The 25,868-nt window shown below is 73.1% G+C and carries 25 protein-coding genes and 1 riboswitch; of the genes, 10 read left to right on the top strand and 15 right to left on the bottom strand.

Annotated elements, in window-relative coordinates; translation table 11 throughout:
* Window positions 1-117 precede the first annotated feature (117 nt).
* Window positions 118-372 carry a bacterioferritin-associated ferredoxin gene (locus tag OG580_RS09225; protein WP_267043153.1) on the top strand — a complete coding sequence of 85 codons (255 nt, stop codon included), beginning with the start codon at window positions 118-120 and terminating at the stop codon, window positions 370-372.
* A 19-nt stretch (window positions 373-391) separates the two neighbouring features.
* Here OG580_RS09225 and bfr read toward each other — a convergent pair whose 3' ends face one another.
* Window positions 392-868 carry a bacterioferritin gene (gene bfr / locus OG580_RS09220; RefSeq protein ID WP_267043152.1) on the bottom strand — a complete coding sequence of 159 codons (477 nt, stop codon included), beginning with the start codon at window positions 866-868 and terminating at the stop codon, window positions 392-394.
* Window positions 869-1,052: 184 nt separating this feature from the next.
* On the opposite strand from bfr, the gene OG580_RS09215 reads away from it, so the two are divergent.
* Complete coding sequence (locus tag OG580_RS09215) at window positions 1,053-1,703, top strand: sulfite oxidase-like oxidoreductase (RefSeq protein WP_267043151.1); 651 nt, start codon at window positions 1,053-1,055, stop codon at window positions 1,701-1,703.
* A gap of 199 nt (window positions 1,704-1,902) precedes the next feature.
* Here OG580_RS09215 and OG580_RS09210 read toward each other — a convergent pair whose 3' ends face one another.
* The 6 genes from OG580_RS09210 to thiO all read right to left on the bottom strand — a co-directional run bounded on the left by OG580_RS09210 (window position 1,903) and on the right by thiO (window position 7,597).
* Window positions 1,903-2,472: a DUF4396 domain-containing protein gene (locus OG580_RS09210; protein WP_267043150.1), complete on the bottom strand. Its 570-nt coding sequence runs from the start codon at window positions 2,470-2,472 to the stop codon at window positions 1,903-1,905.
* 91 nt (window positions 2,473-2,563) lie between these two features.
* Window positions 2,564-3,415, bottom strand: a complete 852-nt coding sequence (locus tag OG580_RS09205) for a deoxyribonuclease IV (RefSeq protein WP_267043149.1) — start codon at window positions 3,413-3,415, stop codon at window positions 2,564-2,566.
* Between the two features lie 6 nt (window positions 3,416-3,421).
* Window positions 3,422-5,326: a Stk1 family PASTA domain-containing Ser/Thr kinase gene (gene pknB / locus OG580_RS09200; RefSeq protein WP_267043148.1), complete on the bottom strand. Its 1,905-nt coding sequence runs from the start codon at window positions 5,324-5,326 to the stop codon at window positions 3,422-3,424.
* 110 nt (window positions 5,327-5,436) lie between these two features.
* Window positions 5,437-6,231, bottom strand: coding sequence for a thiazole synthase (locus OG580_RS09195; RefSeq protein ID WP_267043147.1), 795 nt, complete (start codon window positions 6,229-6,231; stop codon window positions 5,437-5,439).
* 5 nt (window positions 6,232-6,236) lie between these two features.
* Complete coding sequence (gene thiS, locus OG580_RS09190) at window positions 6,237-6,437, bottom strand: sulfur carrier protein ThiS (protein WP_267043146.1); 201 nt, start codon at window positions 6,435-6,437, stop codon at window positions 6,237-6,239.
* Complete coding sequence (thiO, locus tag OG580_RS09185) at window positions 6,434-7,597, bottom strand: glycine oxidase ThiO (protein ID WP_267043145.1); 1,164 nt, start codon at window positions 7,595-7,597, stop codon at window positions 6,434-6,436. Before thiO ends, thiS begins: the two co-directional genes overlap by 4 nt.
* Window positions 7,595-7,707, bottom strand: a riboswitch (TPP riboswitch). Its footprint overlaps the gene before it by 3 nt.
* 82 nt (window positions 7,708-7,789) lie before the next feature.
* Between thiO and OG580_RS09180 the strand changes: the two genes are divergently transcribed.
* From OG580_RS09180 to OG580_RS09160, 5 genes are all read left to right on the top strand, one after another.
* Window positions 7,790-9,004 (top strand): NAD(P)/FAD-dependent oxidoreductase, encoded by a 1,215-nt coding sequence (locus tag OG580_RS09180; protein ID WP_267043144.1) that lies wholly within the window; start codon window positions 7,790-7,792, stop codon window positions 9,002-9,004.
* Window positions 9,005-9,095: 91 nt separating this feature from the next.
* The gene (locus tag OG580_RS09175; RefSeq protein ID WP_267043143.1) at window positions 9,096-9,461 is read left to right on the top strand and encodes an Rv2175c family DNA-binding protein; all 366 of its coding nucleotides are present in this window, start codon (window positions 9,096-9,098) and stop codon (window positions 9,459-9,461) included.
* A gap of 102 nt (window positions 9,462-9,563) precedes the next feature.
* A complete protein-coding gene (thiE, locus tag OG580_RS09170; protein WP_267043142.1) occupies window positions 9,564-10,217 on the top strand; it encodes a thiamine phosphate synthase in 654 nt (217 codons plus the stop codon).
* A 197-nt stretch (window positions 10,218-10,414) separates the two neighbouring features.
* Window positions 10,415-11,332: a methylenetetrahydrofolate reductase [NAD(P)H] gene (metF, locus tag OG580_RS09165; RefSeq protein ID WP_267043141.1), complete on the top strand. Its 918-nt coding sequence runs from the start codon at window positions 10,415-10,417 to the stop codon at window positions 11,330-11,332.
* A gap of 54 nt (window positions 11,333-11,386) precedes the next feature.
* Window positions 11,387-12,256 carry a hypothetical protein gene (locus OG580_RS09160; protein ID WP_267043140.1) on the top strand — a complete coding sequence of 290 codons (870 nt, stop codon included), beginning with the start codon at window positions 11,387-11,389 and terminating at the stop codon, window positions 12,254-12,256.
* Between the two features lie 31 nt (window positions 12,257-12,287).
* Here OG580_RS09160 and OG580_RS09155 read toward each other — a convergent pair whose 3' ends face one another.
* The 5 genes from OG580_RS09155 to OG580_RS09135 all read right to left on the bottom strand — a co-directional run bounded on the left by OG580_RS09155 (window position 12,288) and on the right by OG580_RS09135 (window position 18,423).
* Window positions 12,288-13,730 carry an NAD(P)/FAD-dependent oxidoreductase gene (locus tag OG580_RS09155; protein ID WP_267043139.1) on the bottom strand — a complete coding sequence of 481 codons (1,443 nt, stop codon included), beginning with the start codon at window positions 13,728-13,730 and terminating at the stop codon, window positions 12,288-12,290.
* Between the two features lie 36 nt (window positions 13,731-13,766).
* Entirely contained in the window at window positions 13,767-14,411 is a 645-nt protein-coding gene (locus OG580_RS09150; protein ID WP_267043138.1) for a DUF4126 domain-containing protein, read from the bottom strand.
* A gap of 305 nt (window positions 14,412-14,716) precedes the next feature.
* Entirely contained in the window at window positions 14,717-15,325 is a 609-nt protein-coding gene (locus OG580_RS09145; RefSeq protein ID WP_267043137.1) for a TetR/AcrR family transcriptional regulator, read from the bottom strand.
* Between the two features lie 43 nt (window positions 15,326-15,368).
* On the bottom strand, window positions 15,369-17,456 hold the full coding sequence (locus tag OG580_RS09140) for a YhgE/Pip domain-containing protein (RefSeq protein WP_267043136.1): 2,088 nt from the start codon (window positions 17,454-17,456) through the stop codon (window positions 15,369-15,371).
* Window positions 17,428-18,423, bottom strand: coding sequence for an ATP-binding cassette domain-containing protein (locus tag OG580_RS09135; RefSeq protein ID WP_267043135.1), 996 nt, complete (start codon window positions 18,421-18,423; stop codon window positions 17,428-17,430). The genes OG580_RS09140 and OG580_RS09135 overlap by 29 nt, the downstream gene beginning before the upstream one ends.
* A 163-nt stretch (window positions 18,424-18,586) precedes the next feature.
* Here OG580_RS09135 and OG580_RS09130 point away from each other — a divergent pair, with 163 nt between their 5' ends.
* The 3 genes from OG580_RS09130 (at window position 18,587) to OG580_RS09120 (ending at window position 20,677) form a co-directional block, all read left to right on the top strand.
* A complete protein-coding gene (locus OG580_RS09130) occupies window positions 18,587-19,135 on the top strand; it encodes an SAV_6107 family HEPN domain-containing protein (protein ID WP_267043134.1) in 549 nt (182 codons plus the stop codon).
* A 67-nt stretch (window positions 19,136-19,202) separates the two neighbouring features.
* Entirely contained in the window at window positions 19,203-19,991 is a 789-nt protein-coding gene (locus OG580_RS09125) for a methyltransferase (RefSeq protein WP_267043133.1), read from the top strand.
* A gap of 272 nt (window positions 19,992-20,263) precedes the next feature.
* Window positions 20,264-20,677, top strand: a complete 414-nt coding sequence (locus OG580_RS09120; protein WP_267043132.1) for a DUF3040 domain-containing protein — start codon at window positions 20,264-20,266, stop codon at window positions 20,675-20,677.
* A 289-nt stretch (window positions 20,678-20,966) separates the two neighbouring features.
* Here the strand turns inward: OG580_RS09120 and OG580_RS09115 are convergent, their stop codons facing one another.
* Genes OG580_RS09115 through OG580_RS09105 form a run of 3 tightly spaced genes read right to left on the bottom strand, consistent with a single transcriptional unit; the run spans window position 20,967 to window position 25,755 of the window.
* Entirely contained in the window at window positions 20,967-23,393 is a 2,427-nt protein-coding gene (locus tag OG580_RS09115; RefSeq protein WP_267043131.1) for a DUF3488 and transglutaminase-like domain-containing protein, read from the bottom strand.
* Window positions 23,390-24,733: a DUF58 domain-containing protein gene (locus tag OG580_RS09110; RefSeq protein ID WP_267043130.1), complete on the bottom strand. Its 1,344-nt coding sequence runs from the start codon at window positions 24,731-24,733 to the stop codon at window positions 23,390-23,392. Before OG580_RS09110 ends, OG580_RS09115 begins: the two co-directional genes overlap by 4 nt.
* Complete coding sequence (locus OG580_RS09105; protein WP_267043129.1) at window positions 24,733-25,755, bottom strand: MoxR family ATPase; 1,023 nt, start codon at window positions 25,753-25,755, stop codon at window positions 24,733-24,735. The genes OG580_RS09110 and OG580_RS09105 overlap by 1 nt, the downstream gene beginning before the upstream one ends.
* Window positions 25,756-25,868 lie beyond the last annotated feature (113 nt).

Here is a 25,868-nt window from a genome sequence, read left to right as displayed (position 1 = left end):
TACCTACGAGGATGGGGCGCGGATCCATGTGATCCGCGCCCCATCCTCGTATCCGGGGCTTTTGAGGCTCCGGGCCGCCGGGTAAGGTTAGGTTAGCCTTATCGATCTCGGCGGGAGGTGAACCGCGTGTACGTCTGCTCATGCTTCGGTGTCACGGAGAAGCAGGTCAAGGAGCACGCGGACGCGGGCGCCTTCACGCCCCGCCAGATCGCCTCGGCCTGCAAGGCCGGAACGGACTGCGGTTCCTGCGTCCGTCGTATTCAGGCCATCCTCGGGCGTGGCAGCTGCCCGCGCCGTGAGCTCCTCGATCAGGGCATACCGGCCCTGGCGGCGGACGTGGTCGACCCCGAGGGGCTCTCCGAGGCCGCCTGAGCGCCGTGAGCGGCCGCGATCAGCTCGGCTGCTCGATCAGGGTCGAGATGTAGAGCGCCTCGCCCAGGGACTCGATCAGCTCCAGCTGCGTGTCCAGGTAGTCGATGTGGTGCTCCTCGTCGGCGAGGATCTCCTCGAAGAGGTTGGCGGACGTGACGTCCCCCTTGGCGCGCATGACCTCGATCCCGCGCTTGAGGCGGTCGATCGCCTCCACCTCGACCTGGCGGTCCGCCTGGAACATCTCGGTGATCGTCTGGCCGACCCGTACGTGGAAGAGCCGCTGGTAGTTCGGCAGGCCGTCGAGCATCAGGATGCGCTCGGTGATCTTGTCCGCGTGCTTCATCTCATCGATGGACTCTTCGCGGGTGTACTTGGCGAGCTTCGTCCACCCCTTGTTGTCCTGGATGCGGTAATGCAGCCAGTACTGGTTGATGGCCGTCAGCTCGCCGGTCAGCTGCTCGTTGAGAAACTCGAGGACCTCGGGGTCGCCCTGCATCGCAGAGGCTCCTTCCACTTCCACGTTGCGTGTCTGTGCCGTCACTGGGCAGGATGGCCGCATCCTCGCACCCCGAATGGGGGGCGTCCAGTAAGTGCAGGCTTAGTGGGAGTTGCCCGAATCGCCGACGGGTGGGAGGTTGGCTGGTCATGACCACCCCTCGCCGTCTGTCACCATGGATGACATGGGTCAGCCGGAGAGCGGAGAACGCCGGGAAGGGGAAGCGGGGGAGCCCGGTCGTCCACCGGATCTTCCGCCGGGTCAGCGGCTTCAGCGCGGCTGGCCGGTCACGCACTACGGCCCCGTCCCCAAGTTCAAGCCGGACCGCTGGGAGTTCCGCGTCTTCGGCGCGACGGCGGACGGCGACAAGCGGTGCTGGAACCACGAGGAGTTCTCGGCCCTGCCGTTCTCCACGGTCGTGGCCGATCTGCACTGCGTGACGAAATTCAGCATGCTCGGGGCCGAATGGGGTGGAGTACCCGCCCGGACCATCCTCGAACTGGCTCCTCCCGCGCCGCAGGTCACGCACGTCATGGTCTGGGCCGAGTACGGCTACAGCGCCAACATGCGGCTCGCCGACTTCGCCGCGGACCGCACGATCTTCGCCACCCACAAGGGCGGGGAGCTGCTCACCGCCGAGCACGGCTTCCCGCTGCGGCTCGTCGTCCCGCACCTGTACGCCTGGAAGGGCCCCAAGTGGGTCCGGGGCGTGGAGTACATGGCCGCCGACCGCCGGGGCTTCTGGGAGGAGCGCGGCTACCACAACCTCGGTGACCCGTGGACGGAGCAGCGCTTCTCGTACCAGGAGGAACCGGGCGACGGCCCGGAGCTGTAGGGGGTGTCTTGTCGATCAGGCCGGGCTCGCGGGGTCTGGTGCCGCGCCTCGCCGCGTTGTCGTCGGTCACCAACGCTCCGCGTTGACTCCCTCCTCCGCCTTGCGATCCACGGCACCAGACCCCGCTCCCTGATCCGGCCCGATCGACAAGGCACCCCCTAGCGGCTCCGGACCGTCGGGATGCTGCCGTGCGGTTCGTTCAGTGGTGGTACTGGTGGACGACCGCGTGGCCCTTGCCGCGGCCGATCATCCACTTGTTGACCGGCGTGGTGATCACGAAGGCGGCGGCGAGTGCGATGGCGAGCACGATCCAGAACAGCGGCGCGGAGAGATGCGCGTCCATGGCGCCGGGCCACAGGGCGATGACGCCGTTGTCGATGATCTCCATGACGGCGATCGAGAGGGTGTCGGCGGCGAACGCGACCTTGACGGCCGTCCGGAAGTCGACGCCGGCGGTGAGGATGCCGCGCAGGGTGAGCGCGTAGCCGAAGAAGAAGGCCAGGATGATCGCGAGGATCATCGTCTGGACGTTGCCCCAGCCGAGCGCGGTGCCGATGACCATGCCGAGCACCTCGCCGATGGCGCAGCCGGTGAGGCAGTGCAGCGTGGCCTTGGCGGCCGTGGACCAGGAGACCTTGCCGTGAGCCGGGGCGTGTCCCTGGTGCCCCTGGTGCTGCTCGTGGTGCCCCTCGTGCTCCTGGTGCTCGCCGTGCTGGGCGTGCCCCTCGTGGGCGGTGTGGTCGTGATGGGCGTGCGCGTCGTGCTGCATGAGTGCCCCCAAGCTCGGGTAGCGATTCCTGCCGTTGTCCCAACGCTATACCCCCCTGGGGTATTCCTCAACGGGAAATCGCGCCCCGGGATCAGCCGCGCAGCTTCTTCAGGAGCTCCACGTCGGCCACGTGTCCCTCCGTGCCGCCCGGGGTCTCGATGACCAGCGGTACCCCGTCCGTCGCCGGGTGGCGCAGGAGCGCCCGGAAGGCCTCCTCGCCGATGTGACCGGCGCCGATGTTCGCGTGGCGGTCCTTGTGGGCGCCCACGACGTCCTTCGAGTCGTTGGCGTGGATCAGCTTCAGCCGTCCCTCGCCGACCACCTCCACCAGCTCGTCGAGCGTCCGTACCGCCCCGCCCGGCTCCGCGAGGTCGTGGCCCGCAGCGAAGATGTGGCAGGTGTCGAGGCAGATTCCGAGCTTCGGGTGGCGGTCGAGGGCGTCGAAGTACGGACCGAAGTCCTCGGCGCGCGAGCAGAGCGAGAAGCCCTGGCCGGCCGTCGACTCCAGGAGCAGGTACGGGTCGTCCTCGTGGGTCAGCTCGTCGAGGAGCGGCAGCATCCGCTCCCGGACCTGGGCGAGGGCCACCTCGCGCGGGCGGCCCCCGGTCGCCGAGCCTGTGTGCACGACCACGCCCTTCGCGCCGATCTCCCGGCCCCGGCGCAGCGAGTGCCGCAGCGACTCGACCGACTTCTCCACGGTGGCCTCGGTGTGGGAGCCGAAGTTGATCAGGTACGGCGCGTGGACCCAGGCCGAGATCGACCCGGCCTCGCACTCGGCCCGGAACCGCTCGTCCTGGGCCGGGTTGCCGACCGGGGTGGCCCAGCCGCGCGGGTTGGCGACGAAGACCTGGACGGTCTCGGCGCCGAGCACGCGGGCGTAGGCGAGACCGGTCGTGGCGAGGCCACCGGCCACGGGCACATGGCCGCCGACGGGGTTGCGCATGAGTTTCTAGAGTCCCTTGATCGTGATGGTGACGACGGAGCCCTCGGGGGCGGTGGAACCGCCGTCCACGGACTGGCTCGCGACGGTGTTGCCGAGGAAGGGGAAGGACTTCTTGACCTCCACCTCGAAGCCCGCTTCCTCGAGTGCCGCGCGGGCGTCGTCGGTGCTCTCGCCCGTGACGTCCGGGACCTCGACCAGCTTCGGTCCCTTGGAGACGGTGAGAGTGATCGTGTCGCCCTCGGCGGCCCGGCTGCCCTCGGCGAGGGACTGGGCGGCGACCGCGCCGGTGTCCTCGGGGGAGTGGATCCGCTCCGGCGCGATCCGCACGGTGAGGCCGGCCTCCTGGAGCGCGGCCGTGGCGTCGGCGACGGTCTCGCCGGTGACGTCGGGCACGTCGATCGGGGAGCCCTTGCTGACCACCAGGGCGACGGCGGAGTCGGGGCGTCGCTCGGTACCGGGCTCGGGGTCGGAACTGATCACGGCGCCCTGGGCGACGGAGTCGCTGAACTCGTTGGTGATCACTCCGGGTGCCAGGCCCTCCTCCTTCAGGATGCGCTGGGCCTCCGGGAGCGGCTTGTTCCTGAGGTTGGGCACCTTCACGATCTCGGGGCCGCGGGAGAGCGTGAGGGTGACCGTGTCGCTGCCCCGGACGCGCTCGCCGGGCGCCGGGTCGACGGCCATGACCGTGCCGCGCTCGTACACCTCACTGAAGGCACGTTTCGTCGTGCCGACGTCCAGGCCGGCGTCCTTGATCCGCTGGGTCGCGACGGCCTCGGTCTGGCCGAGGACGGCCGGGACACGGGTGAACTGGCCGGAATTGATGTACCAGACGCCGGCTCCGAGGCCGAGCGCGAGCAGGACGCCGAGGACGATCAGCAGCGGGCCGCGGGGCGGCCTGCGGCGGGCGCCGGCCGGAGGCGGTTCCGGGGCCGGAAGACGGTTCGTGTACTGCACCTGCTGGACGTCCGCGGCGGCCGGGACGGCGCGGGCGATCACGCTCGTCCGGTCCTCGGCCGTTTCCCGGGCCTCGGAACGCGCCTGCGGGGGCACGGCGTCCAGTTGCTCGTCACCGAGCGTGGCGCGGGCCTCCCGGAGCAGGGCGAGCAGCGCGACGGCGTCGTGCGGGCGGACCTCGGGGTTGCGGGCCGTGGCGGCCGCGACCAGCTCGTCCAGCTCCAGGGCGAGCCCCGGGGCGGCGAGGGAGGGGGCGGGCACGTCCGTGTGGAGGTGCTGGTAGAGCACCTGCGCGGGGGTGTCGCCGGCGTGGGGCTTGCCGCCGGTCAGCATCTCGTACAGGACGACGCCGCAGGCGTACACGTCGGCGCGGGTGTCGGCCGTGCCGTGCTCGATCTGCTCCGGCGCGAGGTACGAGACCGTGCCGAGGACCGAGCCGGTGGTGGCGGTCGCCGAGCCCACGGCCCGTACGAGACCGAAATCGGCTACCTTGACCCGGCCGTCGTCCCCTATCAGGACGTTCTCCGGCTTCATGTCGCGGTGCACGAACCCGGCCCGGTGCGCGGCGCCCAGCGCGGCGAGGACGGGCTCCAGGATGTCGAGGGCGGCGCGGGGCGCGAGCGCGCCGCGCTCGCGCAGGACGTCGCGGAGGGTGCAGCCGGCGACGTACTCCATCGCCAGGTAGACGTACGCGCCCTCGGCGCCCTGGTCGAAGACGCCCACGACGTTCGGGTGCGCGAGCCGGGCGACGGACTTGGCCTCGCGGATGAACCGCTCGACGAAGGCGGCGTCCGTCGCGAGGGCGGGGTGCATCACCTTGAGCGCGAGGACGCGGTCGAGGCGGGTGTCGACGGCCCGGTAGACCGTGGCCATCCCGCCGACGGCGATGCGCGCGTCGACGCGGTAGCGGCCGTCGAGCAGCCTCCCGACGAGGGGGTCCTGAAGGGTCGTGTCCACGGCGTCGAGTCTACGAGCCGTGGACACGGCCCCCGTGCGGATGCCCCGGTCTGCAGCGCAGCTGTGACGAGTGCCCCAGGGGGTGTCTTGTCGATCAGGCCGGGCTCGCGTCAGAACGCCGGGCGCTCCGGGTCCAGGTGCGGACGGCCCTCCACCGGGGAGGAGGCCTCCGCGAAGTGGCGGCGGGGGATGCGGCCCGCCCGGTGCGCGAGCCGGCCCGCCTCCACCGCGTGCCGCATCGCCGAGGCCATGAGCGCCGGCTCCTGGGCCCGCGTCACCGCCGAGGCCAGCATCACCGCGGCACACCCCAGCTCCATCGCGAGCGCCGCGTCCGAGGCCGTACCCGCCCCGGCGTCCAGGATCACCGGGACCTCCGCCCGCTCCACGATCAGCTGGAAGTTGTGCGGGTTGCGGATGCCGAGCCCCGAGCCGATCGGGGAGCCGAGCGGCATGATCGCCGCGCACCCCACGTCCTCCAGCTTCCGCGCGAGGACCGGGTCGTCGTTGGTGTACGGCAGGACGGTGAAGCCCTCGTCGACCAGGGTCTCCGCCGCGTCGAGGAGCTCCACCCCGTCGGGAAGGAGGGTCCGCTCGTCGGCGACGACCTCCAGCTTGATCCAGTCGGTTCCGAGCGCCTCCCGGGCGAGCCGGGCGGTCAGGACCGCCTCGCCCGCCGTGAAGCAGCCCGCCGTGTTGGGCAGGACCCGGATGCCGAGCCGCTCCAGGACGGAGAGCACCGAGCCCTGGACCGTGGGGTCGAGTCGCCGCATCGCGACGGTGGTCAGCTCGGTGCCGCTGGCGATCAGCGAGCGCTCCAGGACGTCGAGGCTCGGCGCGCCGCCGGTGCCCATGATGAGACGCGAGGAGAACTCCGTACCCCCGAGGGTGAACAGGTCGTCGGACATCGCGCTCAGCCCCCCTGCACCGCGGTCAGGACCTCGACCCGGTCGCCCTCGCCGAGCAGCGTCGCCGCCCACTCGCTGCGCGGGACGACCGCCTCGTTGACGGCCGCGGCCACCCCGGTCGGGGCCGTGCTCAGGGTCGCGACGAGGGCGTCGAGGGAGACGGGACCGGCGAGCTCGCGGGGTTCTCCGTTCACGGACACGTTCATGCGGGCTGCTCCTGTCGTACGGGAGGAGTAGGGGAAAAGCGCCGGGGGGTGAAGGGGCGCGCCTCGTCGGGAAGGGCGCCCGTGGTGAGCACCTCCGCCATGACGTCGCCGGTGACGGGGGTGAGCAGCACCCCGTTGCGGTAGTGGCCGGTGGCCAGGTGCAGGCCGGGCAGGGCGCTGGGGCCGAGCAGCGGCGCGTTGTCCGGGGACGCGGGGCGCAGTCCGGCCCGGGTCTCGGTGAGCGGCAGCTCGGTGATCCCGGGGACGAGCTCGTGGGCGTCGCGCAGCAGCTCGTACACCCCGCCCGCCGTCACCGTCGTGTCCCAGCCCAGCTCCTCGCTGGTGGCGCCGACGACGAGCTCGCCGTTCTCGCGGGGCACCAGGTAGACGTGGCTGCCGCGGACGACGGCCCGGACGGTACGGGAGAGGAAGGGGGCGTACGGGGCGGGCACCCGCAGCCGCAGGACCTGGCCCTTCACGGGGCGGACCGGCGGCAGGACCTCGGCGGGCACGCCCGCGAGCCGCCCGCTCAGGCTGCCCGCGGCCAGCACGACCTGGTCCGCCGTCACCTCGTCGCCGCCCGTGAGGACGACTCCGTGGGCCCGGTCCCGTACCACCGTCAGGCGCTCGGCGAGGGCCCGGTGGAAGACGACCCCGGCCCGCTCGCAGGCGGTGAGGAGCGCGGCGGCCAGCCGGCGCGGGTCGACCTGGTGGTCGCCGTCCACGCGCAGCCCGCCGCGCACCCCGGGAGCGAGCATCGGCTCGAGACGGCGGCACTCGCGCCCGCTCAGCCACTCCGAGGTGAGGCCGCAGCGGGTCTGGAGGGCGTGCAGTTCGCGCAGGTGGGCCCGGTCGTCGGCGTCGAGGGCGACGGCGAGGGTGCCGCAGGCGCGGTAGCCGACGTCGTGACCGGTGGACTCCTCCAGCTCGGCGACGAAGGCGGGATAGCGTGCGGAGGAGGCGAGGTTGAGACCGAGCAGGGTCTCCTCGCCGTAGTGGAGTTCGGTGACGGCGGCGAGCATCCCGGCCGCGACCCGCGCGGCGCCGCCGCCCGGGTCCGGGTCGACCACGGCGGTGCGCAGCCCGCGCTGCGCGGCCCGCCAGGCCGTGACCAGGCCGATGATGCCGCCCCCGACCACGAGGACATCGGAAGAACGCATGGGCGTCCAGCCCCTCCCTTCGCCGGCATGACCCGGATCAGGTTCGTACGGTCGGAGGCCGCCCAGCCTCCCTCTCAGCCCGGTGCGTCCGGGCTCCCGCGAGTGCTTTACGCCCGCCAGACTAGCCGCAGCCCCGATGCGGTCCCAGGCCCCTCCCTTCCTGACGGATCGTCAGATGCGTAAGGTGGTCGGGTGAGCGAGCAGAAGCAGGCCCAGCAGCAGGTCGTGATCGTCGGTGCCGGGATGGCGGGAGTGCAGACCGCCGTCGCCCTGCGCGAACAGGGCTTCACCGGCACCGTCACCCTCATCGGGGCCGAACCCCACCAGCCCTACGACCGGCCACCGCTCTCCAAGGCGATCCTGCTCGGCAAGGCCGAGGACTCCGCCTTCGACGTCGACTTCGAGGCCCTGGACATCGACCTCCGCCTCGGCCTCGACGTCACCGGGCTCCGCGCCGCCGACCACGAGGTCGACACCGAGGCCGGGCCCGTCCCGTACGACGTCCTGGTCGTCGCCACCGGGGCCCACCCGGTCACCCTCCCCGGCGCCGAGGGCGTACCCGGCGTCCACCTCCTGCGCACCCTCGACGACGCCGTGCGCCTCGGCCCCGTCCTGGAGCGCCGCCACGCCGTCGTGGTCGTCGGCGCCGGCTGGATCGGCGCCGAGTTCGCCACCGCCGCGCGCGAGGCGGGCTGCGCCGTCACCGTCGTCGAGGCGGCCGACCGCCCCCTCGCCGGCGCCCTGCCCGCCGAGGTCACCGCCCCCATGGCCGGCTGGTACGCGGCGAACGGCGCCGAACTCCTCACCCACGCGCGCGTGCACACCGTCGAGCCCGGCCGGGTCGTCCTCGACGACGGCCGCGAGCTGCCCGCGGACGCCGTCGTCGTCGGCATCGGCGCCCGCCCCGCCACCGGCTGGCTCACCGGCTCCGGCATCGTCCTCGACCCGAACGGCGCCGTCACCGCCGACGAACGGCTGCGCACCTCCCTGCCCGACGTGTACGCGGTCGGCGACTGCGCCTCCTACCCCTCGGCCCGCTACGGCGAGCGCCTTCTCGTCCACCACTGGGACAACGCCCTCCAGGGCCCGCGGACCGTCGCCGCCACGATCACCGGCGCCGACTCCGGCCCGTACGACCCGGTCCCGTACTTCTGGTCCGAGCAGTTCGGCCGGTTCGTCCAGTACGCGGGACACCACGCGGACGCCGACGAGCTCCTGTGGCGCGGCGACCCCGCCGACGCGGCCTGGTCCGTGCTCTGGCTGCGCGACGGGGTCCCGGTGGCCCTGCTCGCCGTCGGCCGCCCCCGCGACCTGGCCCAGGGCCGCAAGCTCATCGAGACCGCCACCCCGGTCGATCCGGAGCGGGCCGCGGACCCGTCCGTACCCCTGAAGGCGGCCGTCCGGTAGGGGTGTCCTGTGGGTCGAGCCCGGCCCGACCCACAGGACACTCCCTGGGGCCCGGGTGCCGACTGGCGGTCCGGGATGGCAGGCTTGTCCCGTGACCGAGATTGACGTAAAGATCGATGCGCTCGTCCCCGCCTGGCTCTACGTGCCCGACATCGCGGAGATGCTCGATGTCGAGGTGACGCGCGTGCGGCAGCTGATCAAGGAAGGTCAGCTCATCGCCGTGCGCCGTGGAGAGAACAACGCCCTGCAGATTCCCGCCGCCTTCATCCAGGGCGACGCGATCGTCAAGGGCCTCGTCGGGCTCCTGACCGTGCTGCGGGACGACGGCTTCACCGACGAGGAGATGCTGGAGTGGCTCTTCACTCCGGACGAGAGCCTGCCGGGCACGCCCGCGCAGGCGCTCAACGAGAATCGCGGCACGGAGGTGAAGCGCCGCGCCCAGGCGCTCGCCCTCTGACGCCCGCACGTACCGAAGACACCATCAGCGGGTGTCGCGGCGACCGGCCCCTCACGGGCCGGCCGCCGCGACACCGGCGCCACCGACGGGGGGAACCCACCCATGCCCACGCCTCGTGAGCAGCTCGCCGACGCCCGGCTCTACCTGTGCACCGACGCCCGGAAGCGCCAGGGCGACCTGCCCGCCTTCCTCGACGCCGTGCTCTCCTCCGGCGTGGACATCGTGCAGCTCCGCGACAAGGGCATGGAGGCCGGTGAGGAGCTGGAGCACCTCGCCGTCTTCGCCGACGCCGCCCGTCGGCACGGCAAGCTCCTCGCGGTGAACGACCGGGCGGACGTGGCCCACGCCATCGGCTCCGACGTGCTGCATCTCGGCCAGGGCGACCTGCCCGTGCCCGCCGCCCGCGCGATCCTCGGCGACGAGGTCCTGATCGGCCGTTCCTGCCACGCCGAGAGCGAGGCGGCCGCGGCGGCCGTCGAACCGGGCGTGGACTACTTCTGCACCGGGCCCTGCTGGCCCACCCCCACCAAGCCCGGGCGGTACGCACCGGGGCTCGACCTCGTGCGGTACACGGCCGGCCTGGCCCAGGACCGTCCCTGGTTCGCCATCGGCGGCATCGACGAGACCAACCTCGACGAGGTCCTGGACGCGGGCGCCCGCCGGATCGTCGTCGTCCGCGCGATCACCGAGGCCGAGGACCCGGCCGCCGCGACCGCCTCCCTCGCCAAGCGGGTCCGGGAGCGCGCGGGGGCCTGACCGGGAGCGCTCCGGGGGGCTGACCAGGAGTGCGCCGGGGCCCGGCCGGGAGTGCGCCGGGGGCCTGACCGGGAGCGCTCCGGGGGCTCTCAAGGAGTGCTCGGTGGCGTGAGCGGGTGCCCGAAGAATGTCCGAAAAAGTGTCCACGACTCGGACGCCGTCTACGCGGCTCCCCGCGCCCCGTCTAACCTGCCGGTATGGCCCTAGGTACCGCTTCCGTCCGATCGGACCGCGCACGCACGGTGCGCGAGATCCTCGCCTCCGGCGGCACGTCGTACTCCTTCGAGTTCTACGCGCCCCGGACCGAGAAGGGCGAGCAGGGCCTCTGGAACGCCATGCGCCGCGTCGAGGCGGTCGGCCCCAGCTTCGTCTCCGTGACCTACGGTGCCGGCGGCACCACCAGGGGCGGCACGGTCAAGGCCACCCAGAAGATCGCCTCCGACACCACGCTCACCCCCGTCGCCCACCTCACGGCGGTCGACCACTCCGTCGCCGAACTGCGCAACGTCCTCGGCCAGTACGCCGACGCCGGCATCCGCAACATGCTCGCGCTGCGCGGCGACCCGGCCGGCGACCCGCTGGGGGAGTGGGTCGAGCACCCGGAGGGCGTGCGGTACGCCGCCGACCTGGTCCGGCTGATCAAGGAGTCGGGCGACTTCTGCGTCGGCGTCGCGGCCTTCCCCGAGATGCACCCCCGCTCCACCGACTGGGACAGCGACATCCGGCACTTCGTGGACAAGTGCCGCGCGGGCGCCGACTACGCGATCACCCAGATGTTCTTCGACCCGGAGAACTACCTGCGGCTGCGCGACAGCGTCGCGAAGGCCGGCTGCGAGACCCCGATCATCCCCGAGGTCATGCCCGTGGTGAACGTGAAGACGCTCGACCGGCTGCCCCAGCTGAGCAACGCCGCCTTCCCCGCGGATGTGAAAGACCGCATCCTCGCGGTCAAGGACGATCCGGCCGCTGTACGCTCCATCGGTATCGAGTTCGCGACGGAGTTCTGCGCGCGTCTGCTCTCCGAGGGCGTCCCCGGACTGCACTTCATCACGCTGAACAGCTCCACCGCGACGCTCGAGATCTACGAGAATCTCGGACTGCACCAGCAGTCGTGACCGGTCGTACCCGCCCCGACCCGCGGCGGTGACCGTGGAGAGGGGCGGCGGGGCATGGGGTGGACGGTCCTCTACATCGCATTCGGCGTGGTCGCGTTGTGGCTGCTGGGGGAGGTGCTCCTCCAGTACAAGGCACGGCTGCGCTGGCGGCTGCTCGCCTTCACCGGCTTCCTCGGCGTGGTCCTGGGCGTACTGCTGCCCTCGGTGGCGGTCATCATCGCCGGCGCGGTCGCCTTCGCCGTCGGCCAGACCTATGTGACGCTCTCCTTCCGCCGCGGCTTCTCCACCGGCTGGGCGATCGGCGGGAACCCGGGCGCGAGCCGCCGCCGCAAGGCGGGCCGTCCGGGTCAGGCGGGGCCCACCCTGGAGGTCACCGAGGTCTCGTACGACGCCGCGGACGGGTACGACGGGGCGGACGCGTACGCCGGGGCGGACGGACACGGGCACGGTCACGACGACTCCGCCACGGGCGCGGGCGCCGAGACCACCGCGGTCTACGAGCCCCAGCCGATGCCCGACGACACGGGCCAGTACGGGGTCTACGACGCCGGCCACCACGGCACCGGCCACCACGACGGCGGTCAGGGCGCGGGGTACGGCACCGGGTACGAGCAGCCCGCCTACGACCCGTACGCCCCGGCCTACGAGCAGCAGCAGCCGGCCTACGACTACGGCACCGCCGGCGGGCAGCAGCAGTACGCCGCCTACTCCGACCCGTACATCGGCCCGGGCACCGACGGCCAGCAGTACACCTCGTACTACGGCGACCCCTACGCCCCCTCGTACACCTATGACACCCCGCCCGGCGGCGTCTGGGTCCCGCAGCAGCGCGACACCGAGCAGCCCCCGCAGCAGGTGCCGCAGGCGCAGAGCCCGTACGGCTACGAGCAGCACCCGGACGAGCAGCAGCAGTACCGCTACTGAGCCGGCGGGGCGCCCGGACGGCCCGGCGGGCCTACTGAGAGCCGCGGAAGTCCGCGCCCTCCACGATCAGGCCCGCCACCAGCGCGCCCGACATGCCCGCATGGGCGAGCCCGCCGCCGGGGTGGGACCAGCCGCCCGCGAACCAGAGCCCCTGCAGCGGTGACCGGTTGGCGGCCGGGAGCAGCCGCCCGCCGGCCCCGCCGAGCGCGGGGCCCGGGACCTCGGCGACCCCGGTGTCCCGCCGTACGTCCTCCGGGGTGCGGACGTGCCGCCACAGCAGCCGCTCGCGCAGCCCCGGAACCGCCTGCGCGGCCGCCTCGACCATCAGGTCGGCGAAGGCCTCCCAGGCCTGCCCGTCCCGCTCCGGGAGCGTGGGGACGGTCGCCGTGACCGTCACCGACTCGTGGTCCGCGTCGGGCCGCAGCGCCGGGTCGTCCGGCCGAAGCACCGTCACCGTCGGCCGCTCGCCCGAGGCGTGGACGACCGTACGGTGGACGGCGTCCGGCTCCCGGGCCCCGCGCAGGGCGAGACAGACCGTCACCCGGCCGGTGCCGAGCACCTGGTGGCGCGGCCGGTCCTCGCCGCCCTCCCGGCCGACGAGCCGGTCGCGGTGGACGGCGGGCACCGGGGCGCCCGAGACGACGTGGTCCGCCTCCACCGTCTCGCCCGTCGCGAGCCGGACGCCCACCGCCCTGCCGTCCTTCTCCAGGACCTCGTCGACCGCCGCGTCGAAGACGAACTCCACCCGCCGCTTCCGGCACCGCTCGTACACCGCGTCCGCGAGCGCCCGCAGGCCCCCGCCCACGTACCAGCTGCCGAAGGTCTGCTCCATGTACGGCAGCACGACGGCGGCCGCCGGGGCGGTCGCCGGATCGAAGCCGTACGACCACGCGTACGCGTCCAGCAGCGCGACGAGCCGGGGATCGCGCAGCTCCCGCGCCCCGACCTGGGCGAGCGTCGTCGTCGGGCGGCGCAGCAGGCCCGCCTTGAGCGCCGGGTAGGGCTCCCGGGCGAGCGGCGCGGGGTCGGCGGGCTGCGGTTCCTCGAGGAGCGGGCGCCGGGTCCGGTCCCAGGCCTCGCGGGCCCGCACCAGGAAGTCGCCCCACCGCTCGCCCGCGCCCGCGCCGAGCGCCGCGTCCAGGGCGGCGGCCGTGCCGGCCCGGGAGGCGTTCGGCAGGTCGACGCGGGTGCCGTCGGCGAAGACGTGCCGGCTCGCCGGGTCGACCTGGGTGAGTGCGACGCACTCCTCCAAGGGCTCCTTGCCGGTCTTCACGAACAGGTCCCGGTAGACGGCGGGCAGGTGCAGCAGCCCCGGTCCCGTGTCGAAGGCGAAGCCCTCGCGCGCGAAGCGGCCGACCGCCCCGCCGTACGTCGCCGTCCGCTCGTACACCGTCACCCGGTGGCCCGCCACGGCCAGTCGGGCCGCCGTCGACATGGCGCCTAGTCCCGCGCCGATCACCACAATCCGTGCCATGCGAGCGACCCTATCGGGCCGTTCGAAGGGGCCGGATCAGAGGCGGTCGGACCCGTCCGGTGGCGGGTGCGCCCGCTGGTGCGCCTCCACGGCCACGAGCCTCTTCTCCTCGTGGCGCTGGGCCCTGCGGCGCAGGAAACGGCGGATCCGCTGGGCGAGGAAGGCCAGTATCACCAGGCCGAGGACGAGCAGGACGGCCGCGACGGCCGCCGCCGCCACCGGATGGAAGATCGCGAAGGTGACGATCGCGGCCACCCCGAGGTCCTCCGCGAGGCTCAGCGCGACGTTGGAGAACGGTTCCGGGGACGTGTTGACCGCCATCCTCGTCCCGGCCTTCACGAAGTGGCTCAGCAGGGCGGTGGAGCCGCCGACCGCGCCCGCCGCGAGCTCCGGCAGCGAACCGTTCTGGCCGGCCAGCAGGGCGCCGACCACGGCCCCCGAGATCGGTCTGATCACGGTGTGGACCGCGTCCCAGGCCGAGTCGACGTACGGGATCTTGTCCGCCACCGCCTCGCACAGGAACAGCACGCCCGCGACGACGAGGACATCCGTGCGCTGCAAGGACTCGGGCACCTCGTCGGTGAGCCCGGTCGCGCCGAAGACGCCGAACAGCAGGACCACCGCGTACGCGTTGATCCCGCTCGCCCAGCCGCTGGTGAACACCAGGGGGAGTACCGACACGACCGCGATCGTAACCAGGACTGAGTATCCGTACCTAGAGGCCGAGATGAGTAGGAGCGCGGATGGGCGCGGGCCGGTCCGGAAGGGAGAGTGGTGATCACGGAAGGGGCGCGGCTCCGGTACCGCCGGCACGGGGCTGCGGAACGGGGCCGCGCACCTGCCGACACGGGGCACGGGGGATGTGCCACGGGGGTGCACGGGGGTGCACGCAGAAAAGAAGCCGGTGCGGTGAGGCTCGGGGGGATCGAGCTTCACCGCACCGGCTGTTTCGCGTGCGAGGGGTCCGACCGGCTACCGGCTACCGGCTACCGGCCGCCGACCCGGCCGTGCAGCAGGCGCGAGAGCGCGGCGTGCACGTCGTCGAGCGAACGCTCGCTCTGGAACGCCTGCCAGTCGAGCGCCGCCACGAGCACCATCCCGACCAGCGCCGCCGCCGTCAGCTGGACGTCGATGTCCTCGCTCAGCTCGCCGGCCACGACGCCGTCCCGCAGGACCCCCTCGACCACCGCGACGGCCTCCTGGCGGACCACCAGGAGCGTCGAGTTCCAGGCCCGGTTGGTGCGCCAGAGCTCGGCCACGTACAGCTGGGTGAAGGCCGGGTAGCGGTCGATGAAGACGAGCCCCGCCCGGATCATCGCGTCCAGCGCGTCGACCCTGCTCCCGCCGCGCTCGTCGGTCTCCTCGGCCGCCGCCCGCAGCGAGGCGGTGAGCAGCGAGACCCCGTGCCGCAGCAGCTCCTCGAAGAGCTCGGTCTTGCTCTTGAAGTTGTAGTAGACCGTGCCCTTGGCCACCCCGGCCCGCTCGGCGATCTCGTCCACCGTCGTCGCGGAGAAGCCCTGCTCCGCGATGAGGGTGACGGCCGCCTCGTAGAGCTTCGCGCGGGTGGCCTGGCGTCGGGTGCTGCTGCTGTCCATGGGGTCGATTCTCACAGGTGTCGCGGGTGTCACCGGCCCTCTCTCACAGGGTCAGTTCGGGGTGGAGCCGGTCCAGGGTCCAGACCTGCCGCTTGCGGGCGGAGACGGCGGTCAGGGCCAGGGCGCCCAGGGTGAACGCGATCAGCACCGCGCAGGCCTGCCAGACGGGCTCGATGCCGCCGCCCGTGATCAGCCGGCGCAGCGCCTCGACCACGTACGTCATGGGCAGGAAGGGGTGGATCGCGTTGAAGAAGCCCGGGCTGGTCTGGACGGGATAGGTGCCGCCCGCCGAGGTCAGCTGGAGCATCAGCACCGCGAGGACGAGGATCCGGCCCGCCGCGCCGAAGCGGGCGTTGAGCCACTGGATGATCGCGGCGAAGCAGCAGGTGACCAGGGCCAGGAAGCCGACCGTGCCGGCCGCCCTCGCCATCTGGAGGCCGAGGCCCCAGTGCAGGACCGACATGAGGGCCGCGACCTGGAGGACGCCGAGCGCGGCCACCGGGAGCCAGCCGGCCAGCGCGATCCGCCAGGCGGAGCCGCCGGCGGCGAGGGCCCGCCGGTTCAGCGGCTGGATGATCATGTACGCGACCATCGCGCCGACCCAGAGGGAGAGCGGGATGAAGTACGGGGCGAAGCCGGTGCCGTAGTTGGGTGCCTTGTGCAGGGACTGGGAGGCCAGCTGCACCGGGTCGGCCATGACCTGCGTCCGCCGGTCGCGGTCCTGCGCGTCGTAGTCGGGGATCTGCTTGACCCCGTCGTGCAGACCGACGGCCAGCTCGCCGGAACCGTCGGCCAGCTTGAACAGGCCCCCGTCGAGCTCGCCCGCGCCCTTCTTCAGCTTGCCGACGCCGGTGTCGAGGTTGGCGGAGCCGGTCTTGGCCCCGGTGATTCCGGTGTGCAGCCGGTCCGCGCCCTCGGCGACCTTCTTGGCGCCCGCGTTGAGGTCGTTGATCTTCTTGATGGCGTCCTCGACGTCCTCGTCGAGGTGCGGGGCGCGGACGGCCAGCTCGTCGGCCTGCTTCTTGATCTTGACGAGCCGGGCGTCCAGGACCTTCAGGTCGCCGGTGCTGTCCTTGGTCAGCTCGTGCACGTCGTCCGCGATGGTGGCGACGTCGTCGGCGGTGACCGAGGCCTCCTTGAGCACCCCGCACACCTTGGCGTCGGGCTCCGGCTTCGTCTCGCACTCCTCGCGGTGGAGGGCGGCCAGGCCGTCGTCGGCCTTGTGCGCGGCCGTACGGATCACCGGGGCGCGCTTGGTCAGGTCGTCGAGGTCGTGGCGGACCGCCACGACGGAGTCCGAGACGAGGCGGGCGGTGTCGCGGATCGAGGTGCCGTTGTTCGCCAGGTACGGGCGGACCTTGTCGGCGGTGCCGTTCACCTTGTCGGCGAGCGACTGCGTGCCCTTCGCGACCTTGAGGGAGCCGCTCTCCAGGTCCTTGGCGCCCTTGTCGAGCTTCTTCAGGCCCGCGGCCAGGTCGCCGCTGCCGGCCTTGGCGTCCTTGAGGCCGTCGGCCAGGTTCTTGGAGCCCTTCTTCGCCTTGTCCACGCCGTCCTTGAGGTCGTCCGCGCCCTTGGCGGCCTTCGCGGTGGCGTCGTGGATGTCGGAGAAGGAGATGAAGATCTTGTCGAGGAAGGTGCGGGAGGACTTGGTGGAGGCGGCGGTGCGCACCTCGGAGAAGACCGTCCGGGAGATCTGGCCGACGATGTAGTTGTTGGCGTCGTTCGTCCGGACCCGGAGGGCGCCGGTCTCGGGGGAGTCGCCGGAGCTGGAGGCGATCCGCGAGCTGAAGTCGGCGGGCATGGTCAGGGACAGGTAGTACGTCCCGTCCTCGACGCCCTTGCGTGCCTCGGCGTCGCTCACCTGGTGCCACGCGAAGGTGTTGCTCTCCAGGAGCCCCTTGGTGATGTCGTCGCCGGCGTTGATCTTCTTGCCGTCGGAGGTGGCGCCCCGGTCCTCGTTGACGAGGGCGACGGGGAGCTTGTCGAGCCTGCTGTACGGGTCCCAGAACGAGTACAGGTACAGGGCGCCGTAGAGCAGCGGCAGCAGCAGGATCGCGACGAGCGCGGCGCGCGGCAGCTTCCCCCTGCCGAAGCGCTTCAGCTCAAGCGCGGCCAGTTTCGGCGAGCGCATCGGCCGCCCCCTCCTCGGTGTGGTCTTCGGTGTCGTCTTCGACGTCGGGCCCCGCGTCGGACTCGGCGCCTTGGGCGCCTTCGGCGTCCTCGCCGTCCTCGGTGTCGGGCTCGATGTCCGGCTCCGGCTCCGGCTCCGGCTCCGGCTCCGGCTCCGGCTCCGGCTCCGGGTCCGGGTCCGGCTCCGGGTCCGGGTCCGGCTCCGGGTCCGGGTCCGGCTCCGTGTCCGGGTCCGGGTCCGATTCCGGTTCCGTGGCGCCGGTGGCCGTCGTGATCCGCAGGGCGTCCGCCGGGGCCTCGGAGCAGACGGCGAGGACGGTCGTCCCGGACGCGGCCACCGCGCGCAGCAGCGCCCAGGCCTCGGCCCGGTCGGCGTCCGAGAGCTTCAGGTCCGTGTCGTCCACGGCGAGCAGCCGGGGCCGCCCGATCAGGGCCAGGGCGATCGAGAGCCGCAGCGCTTCGAGCCGCTCCAGATCCCGTACGGAGGTCCGCTCGCCCTTCGGCAGGGCGTCGAGGTCCAGGCCGGCGGCCGCCACGGCCTCGTCGATCCGGGCCCGGGTCGCCGCGGCCCGCTCGGCCGGGCGCCGCAGGAGTGCCCGTACGGAACCGTCGAAGCGGCGCTGGAGCAGGGCCCGCTCGCGCAGGTGCTCGGCGACCGTGAAGGCGGGGTCCAGCTCGCTGACGCCCGGCACCTGGCCGAGCGCGCTGATCCGGCGCACCGCGCCCGGCTTGCGGGGCAGTCGTACCCCGCCGACCTCGGCATGTCCCTCCGTGGCCTTCATCCGGCCGGTGAGGGCGAGCAGCAGACAGGTGCGGCCCGAGCCGGACAGGCCCTCGATCGCCACCAGCGCGCCGGGCTCGGCCCGGAACGAGACCTCCCGGAAGGCCCAGCCGCGCGGCCCCTTCAGTCCGAAGCCGTCCGCGACGACGGCGGCGCCGTGCGGCTGCTCCTCGGCCTCCGCTCCCACGGGCCCACCCCCATTTCCCCGTTTTTGAACTGACTGGTCAGTCCAAAAGTTACCCCGGAGCGGATGATCAGGCAAAAGTCCAGGTCAGGGGCGTTGTCAGTGGGGCCCGGCACGATGGACACATACGGCCATGGAGCCGTCACGCGACGACAGGAGGCTCGTCATGGCCAGCCCATCCGCAGCAGCCGCGCCCCGCCGCCGCCCTGAGGGCGCCCCGTCCGCCGGAGGCCGCGCGGCCCCGGAGCGGTCCGGGCCCGCGTCCGACGTCCACCCCGTCCCGCGTCGCGCCACCGCCCCGCCCGCCGCCCTCGACCTGCTCGCCAAGGCCCGCACCGGACTCGTCGAGGCCGCCGCCCTCGACCGGCCCCACGAGCGGTACGCCACGGCCCATCTCGCCGCCCTGCGTGCGGCGGCCGCCGTGCTCGCCGCCCGGGCCCGGCCCGAGACCGCCCCTCGCCACCGGCAGCGGATAAGGAGCGCCTGGGAGCTGCTTCCCCGGCTCGCGCCCGAGCTGACCGAGTGGAGTGCGCTCTTCGCCTCCGGAGCCCAGCGCAGGGCCCGCGCCGAGGCCGGGATCACGAGCGCGGCGAGCCGGCGCGAGGCGGACGACCTGCTCAGGGACGCAGCGCTCTTCCTCCACCTGGTCGAGCGGCTGCTCGTCCTCCAGCCGGTGGTGCCACCCCAGCCGGCGGCGGGAGAGGCGGAGGGATGATCCGGATCGCAGGCCCGAGGCCATAGGGTGGGGAGCGTCCGTACCCGTCACCGAGGAGTCAACAGCCGTGCCGGACCCTTCCCCTGTCTTCGGTCGAGAGGCGTCGTCGCGCCCGTCGCGCGCCTCCCTGCGTACCGCCGTCGTCTGGGACGTTCTCCAGGACGCCCTCGACCGACGGGTCAAGGCCACCGGGAAAGACAGCCTCGACGTCCTCGACACGGGCGGCGGCTCCGGCAACTTCGCGGTGCCGGTGGCCCGCCTCGGCCACCGCGTCACCGTCGTCGACCCCAGCCCCAACGCGCTCTTCGCGCTGGAGCGCCGCGCCGCCGAGGCCGGCGTCGCCGACCGGGTCACCGGTGTCCAGGGAGACGTCCGCGGGCTCTTCGACGTGGTCGAGCGCGAGGGGTACGACACCGTGCTCTGCCACGGCGTCCTGGAGTACGTCGACGACCCCGCCGAGGGCGTACGGAACGCGGTCGCCGCGCTCCGCTCCGGCGGCAGCCTCAGCCTGCTCGCCGCCGGCCTCGGCGGCGCCGTGCTGGCCCGCGCGCTCGCCGGGCACTTCACCGAGGCCCGCCACGCGCTCACCGACCCGGCGGGCCGCTGGGGCGCGGGCGACCCCGTGCCCCGGCGCTTCACCGCCGAGCAGCTCGCCGAGCTGACCACGGAGGCCGGACTGGAGATCGGCGCCGTGCACGGCGTCCGGGTCTTCGCCGACCTGGTTCCGGGCGCCCTCGTGGACACCGAACCCGGCGCCGCGGAGGCCCTGCTCAAGCTGGAGGCCGCAGCCGCGGAGCTGCCCTCCTTCCACGCCATCGCCACCCAGCTGCACGTTCTCGGCGAGAAGCGCGCCTGACAGCCACCGGCACCCGTTCGGCGGTGCGGGCCGCAGGCGTCGATGGAGTACGCCACAGCCCGCCCGATGTGGGGTTCCGCCCCGTATGATCGGGGGACACCATCCGGCATGACGGAGATGGCGCCGGGGAATCAACGCCTCAGCAACCGATCCGCATGGCGGCCCGGATTGGCTATTCGGCATTGTGGGCGGGTTTCACGGGGGCGATTCCCTGCCTATCCTGAAAGGGCCGCAAACCGGTCGCCCCCGCGACCGACGACTAGGAGGACTCCGTGCCGCTCTCGGAGCACGAGCAGCGAATGCTCGAGCAGATGGAGCGAGCGCTGTACGCCGAAGATCCCAAGTTCGCGACAGCGCTCGAGGGAAGCGGGCTGCGTACGTACACCCGGCGACGGGTTTACCAGGCAGTCGCAGGCTTCCTGGTGGGTATCGCGCTCCTCATGACCGGAATGGTCTTCCAGGAAGACGGCCTGATCTGGATCAGCGTGGTGGGATTCCTCGTCATGCTGGGCTGCGCGCTCCTGGCGGTCACTGGATGGCGCAAGGCGCCCAAGCCGGGTGAGCAGCAGGCCAGTGGTGGGACGGCAGCTGGAGGCCGTCAGACCCGGCAGCGACGCTCCGCCATGAATCGCATCGAAGAGCGGTGGCAGCGCCGCCGCGACGAACAGCAGGGCGGCGGCCACTGACGGCCCCCTGAGCGGTAGCCCCGCACCCTTACATGAGAGAGCCCCGCAGGGCCGCGCCTCAGGCGCGACTCCCTGCGGGGCTCTGTCATGTGGTCGGTCATGTGGTCGGTCATGTGCCGGTGCCGGTGCCGGTGCCGGTGCCGGTCCCGAGGCACGGGCTGGGGCCGGGGCACAGGCCGCCGTCAGGGCATCCGTCGTCGCCGCAGGGCATCCGTTCACCCGTTGGGCCTATCAGGGGGCGCGAACTCCGGGTGGGGGCGCCGGATCGTGCGCCCCCCACCCGGGCCGGTCAGCCCGCCTCGCGGGACGTGCGGCGGAAGGTGGCCGACACACGGGAGAGCAGGGCGTGCCGGCGCAGCGACCACACCGACGTCACGGACGACCAGCGCTCGGAGGCCGCCCAGCGGAGACGGACGGCCGAACGCGGGGCCAGCCGGGCACGGAGGCGCGCCCGGCCGTCGGCGCTCGCGTGGAGACCCGCCCGGATCCGGGCGGCCTCCTCGGCGAGACCCGCCGCCGGCACCGGCCGGGGCGCGTAGAGCACCTCTTCCACGGCACCGGCCACGCGGTGCACCGCGTCCGCCGGCTCGCCCCGCAGCTCACCCAGTCGGACCAGGCGCTCCGCCGTCTTCCTCGGCGTCATCGACTCGTCCGGCTCGACCCCGTAGTCCCAGGCCGTGTCGGTGATCTCCCGCCAGACCGCGAGCGTCCGCGCCGCCAGCTCCTCGGGGCCGCGACCGCCGCCCGGGCCGAGCCGGCGAGCCCGCACACGGGTCCGCCAGAACATCGGCAGGAACGGCAGGGCGAGCACCACGAGCGCCCCGAGGGAGAGCAGTACGACCTTCAGCGGATCCGACCCCGAACCGTCCGAGGTGGCACCGCCCGCTGCGGCGTCCGGGCCGCAGTCGCCGAGCCGGCGCTGCTGCGGCGTGCAGCTCTCCGAGGCGGTCGGCGCGGCGGACGGCTGCGCCGAGGCGCTCTGCTGGGGCTGCGCGGGACCGGTGGCCGCGCCCGAGGGCGTGCTCTCCCGGGTGTACGCCGGGGTGGAGCCCCGCGAGGGCGTGGGCTCGAACCGCATCCAGCCCGCCCCGTCGAAGTACAGCTCGGGCCAGGCGTGCGCGTCCCGGATGCCCACCGACACGGAGCCGTCGGTCTGCGTGGTGCCCGGCATGAAGCCGACGGCCACCCGTGCGGGGATGCCGAGCGAGCGGGCCATCGCCGCCATGGAGAAGGAGAAGTGGACGCAGAAGCCCTCCTTGTCCTTCAGGAAGCGGGAGATCGCCTGCACCCCGGTGCCGGAGTCCACGTCGACGTCGTAGCGGAAGCCACCGTCGTCGGCGAACCAGTCCTGGAGCTTCACCGCCCGCTCGTAGTCGTTCCGCGCGCCCTTCGTGACCTCGAGGGCCATGGCCTTCACGTCGGCGGGGAGGGACTCGGGCACCTTGGTGTACTCGCGGCGCAGCTTCTCCGGGGCGGGCCCGGCCGCGGCCAGCTGCCCGGACGTGGGTTGCACGTCCAGGCTGGAGACCTGGTAGCGGGCGCCCCGGGTGGTCTGCTTGCCGTCGCCGACGAGCATCCGGCCGGTCGGCTCGAAGCGCCACTTCCCGTCGATGTCGACCCGGCCGGCCGGGTACGGCATGGGCAGCCACTTCTGCTCGTACGCGTCGGAGGCGACGAAGTTGCTGGTGACCTCGGTGATCCGGACGTCCTGGGCGAGCCCTTCCGGCCACGGCAGTTGTTCCGGCACGTCCTCGATCGGGCGGACCGAGGACTTCCAGGAGGTGCCGTCGAACTGGTCGAGGGCGACGAGCCGCAGATACAGGCCGCTGGTGTCCTTGGCGTTGGTCCGGTAGCGGAGGACCTCCCGGTCCTCCGGCTGGCGCAGGTTCTCCTGGAGGGAGACGAGCGGGTTCACCGCGGAGATGGTGCCGCCCGGGCCGGTGCCGCCCTTCCCTCCGCCGCTGCCGTTTCCGAACAGCCCGCCGGAGAGGCCCGGCAGCGCGAGCGGCACCGCGAGGGCGACGCCCATCGCGACGGCGCCGATCCGCCGGCCGGTGCGGGCCGGGGCGAAGGCGGGGCCGCCGCTCCCGACCGTCGAGCCGGGCCGGGCGGACCGCTGGGCGCCACCGAAGACCCGCCCCCACTGGGAGAGCCGGTCGCGGCCCTCGGCGAGGAGCAGCAGCAGGTAGCCGGAGGCCGCGAGGAGGAACCAGAGCCAGCCCGCGCCACCGCCGGAGAGCCCGGCGGCGACCGAGTACAGCGCCAGCAGCGGCAGTCCGGCCGGGGCCGCCCTGCGGAAGGTGACCGCGAGGGTGTCCACCAGGAGCCCGATCGCGATCACGCCGCCGACGAGCATGAGCCGGATGCCCTCGGTGTCCGGCGCGGGGACCGCGTACCGGCCGACGTCCTCGGCGCCCGCCTGGAACAGGTCGACGGCGTGCGTGAGCGCCTGTGGGCCCGGGATCAGCCAGAGGACCGCCTGGTCGCGGGCGAAGATCACGGTCAGCGCGAGCAGCGCGACGGCCACCTGCGCGAGCAGGGTCAGCGGCCGGGCCAGCGGCACCCGCCGGGCCAGCGTGCCCGCGCCGCTCACCAGGGCCAGGACGAAGGCCGCCGTGAAGATCCAGGTCGCCGGCTTCACCAGCGGGAGCAGCGCTCCGGCCGCCATCAGGGTGGCGCCCCAGGCGGCGAGCGTCAGCCGCGTGCGGCCGCTCATGACCAACCTCCGTAGGTGTCGGACTGCGTACGGCCTCCGGAGGCCTGCTGCCACAGGTCGGCGATCCGCGCCCCGGGCGGTACGGCCACCGCCGTCCAGCCCGCCTCGCGCAGCTGTCGTACGCGGTTCTCGACCCGGCCGGCGACGGCGCCGCCGGTCAGCCAGGTGCCCGAGTCCAGGACGAAGGCGACGGCCGCGCCGGTCCGTCCGCGCATCCGGGCGGTGAGGGCGGCCTGCTCCTCGTCGAGGTCGCCGAGGAAGGCGATGAGCAGCCCTTCGTTGCCGCCGCGCAGCACGTCGGAGGCGCGGGAGAGCCCGGCGCCCTCGGAGTGGTCGACGATCGCGAGGGTGTCCATCAGCAGTCCGGCCGTGTCGGCCGAGTCCTGCGTCGAGCCGGCGAAGCCGTCGGAGCCCTGGCCGGGCACCGCGCTGCCGGTGTCGGTGAGCAGCCGGACCGCGTAGCCGCGCTCCAGCATGTGCACGAGGGAGGAGGCGGCGCCGGAGACCGCCCACTCGAAGGCGGAGTCGGGGCCGGTGCCCTGGTAGGCGACCCGGCGGGTGTCGAGGAGCACGGTGCAGCGGGCGCGCTGCGGCTGCTCCTCGCGGCGGACCATCAGCTCGCCGTAGCGGGCGGTGGAGCGCCAGTGCACCCGGCGCAGGTCGTCGCCGTGGCGGTAGGTGCGCGGGATGACGTCGTCGTCGCCGGCGAGCGCCAGGGAGCGCTGCTGCCCGTCGCCGTACCCCGCGGCCTCGCCGGCCAGCTTCACCGGGGGCAGCGCCTCGGTCCGCGGGACGACGGTGAGGGTGTCGTACGCGCTGAACGAGCGGGTCAGCTCGCACATCCCGAAGGGGTCGTTGAGCCGCAGCTGGAGCGGACCGAGCGGGAAGCGTCCGCGCAGGTCGGAGCGGACCCGGTAGGAGACCTCGCGCCGGCCGCCCGCCTCGACCCGGTCGAGGACGAAGCGGGGGCGGGGCCCCAGCATGTACGGCACGTGGTCCTGGAGCATGAGCAGCCCCGTGGGGAGCTTGGAGACGTTCTCCATGCGCAGCTGGACCCGGGCCTCGGCGCCCGCCTCCACCCGCTGCGGGGTGAGGCGGCGGGAGGCCGCGACGCGGTAGCGGGTGCGGTGCAGCACGAGGACGCAGATCAGCGGCAGGGCGGCGAGGAGCAGCCCGACGCGCAGCAGGTCGGCCTGGCCGAGGACGTACGCGCAGACGGCGGCGGCCACCCCGGCGGCGAGGAAGGACCGGCCGCGGGTGGTGAGACCGCCCAGGGCGGCCCGCAGGCCGCCCCGGTCGTCGTCGCCCCGCTGTCCGTCAGGCACGGCAGCGGTCGTCATCACAGCCGCCGGGCGCCGGGCTGCTGCTGCTGGCCGTAGAGCGGTCCGGCGGGCGGGGCCGCGGCCGGGACGGGGGTGCGCTGCAGGATGTCCTGGACGACCTGCTCGGCGGTACGCCGGTTCAGCTGGGCCTGCGCCGTCGGCATCAGCCGGTGGGCGAGGACCGGCGCGGCGAGGGCCTGGAGGTCGTCCGGCAGGACGTACTCGCGGCCGCTGAGCGCGGCGGAGGCCTTGGCGGCCCGCAGCAGGTGCAGCGTGGCCCGGGGGGAGGCGCCGAGCCGCAGGTCGGTGTGGGTGCGGGTGGCGGCGACGATGTCGACCGCGTACCGGCGGACGGCGTCGGCGACGTGGACCGCGCGCACGGCCTCGATCAGCTTCATGATGTCGTGGGCGTGGGCGACCGGCTGGAGGTCGTCCAGCGGGGAGACCGAGCCGTGCGTGTCGAGCATCTGGAGCTCGGCCTCGGCGCTCGGGTAGCCGATGGAGACCCGGGCCATGAAGCGGTCGCGCTGGGCCTCGGGCAGCGGGTAGGTGCCCTCCATCTCCACCGGGTTCTGGGTGGCGACGACCATGAACGGGTCGGGCAGCTCGTACGTCTGGCCGTCGACGGTGACCTGACGCTCCTCCATGGACTCCAGGAGCGCGGACTGGGTCTTCGGCGAGGCGCGGTTGATCTCGTCGCCGATCACGATCTGCGCGAAGATCGCGCCCGGCTTGAACTCGAAGTCCCGCCGCTGCTGGTCGAAGATCGACACGCCCGTGATGTCCGAGGGCAGCAGGTCGGGCGTGAACTGGATGCGGCGCACCGAGCAGTCGATGGACCGCGCCAGCGTCTTGGCGAGCATGGTCTTGCCGACGCCGGGGACATCCTCGATGAGGAGGTGTCCCTCGGCGAGCAGCACGGTCAGCGAAAGCCGTACGACCTCGGGCTTGCCCTCGATCACACTCTCCACCGACCTGCGGACACGCTCCGCGGTCGTGGTCAGATCAGTGAGGCTCGCTCGATCGTCATAGGTCGTCACCCGGCCCTCCTCGGCCTTCCGGAACAGGGACACCTGCCCCCGTGGAATGTTTTCGGGGGGTGTCACCCGAGCATTCTTGTTGCCGGGGCCGGTCGTGTCACTCGCCTGTGGAC

This window comes from Streptomyces sp. NBC_00094 (genome assembly GCF_026343125.1).
GTDB lineage: Bacteria > Actinomycetota > Actinomycetes > Streptomycetales > Streptomycetaceae > Streptomyces.
The sequence above is the reverse complement of the archived record's forward strand: the minus strand, read 5'-3'. Positions and strand labels throughout refer to the sequence as shown.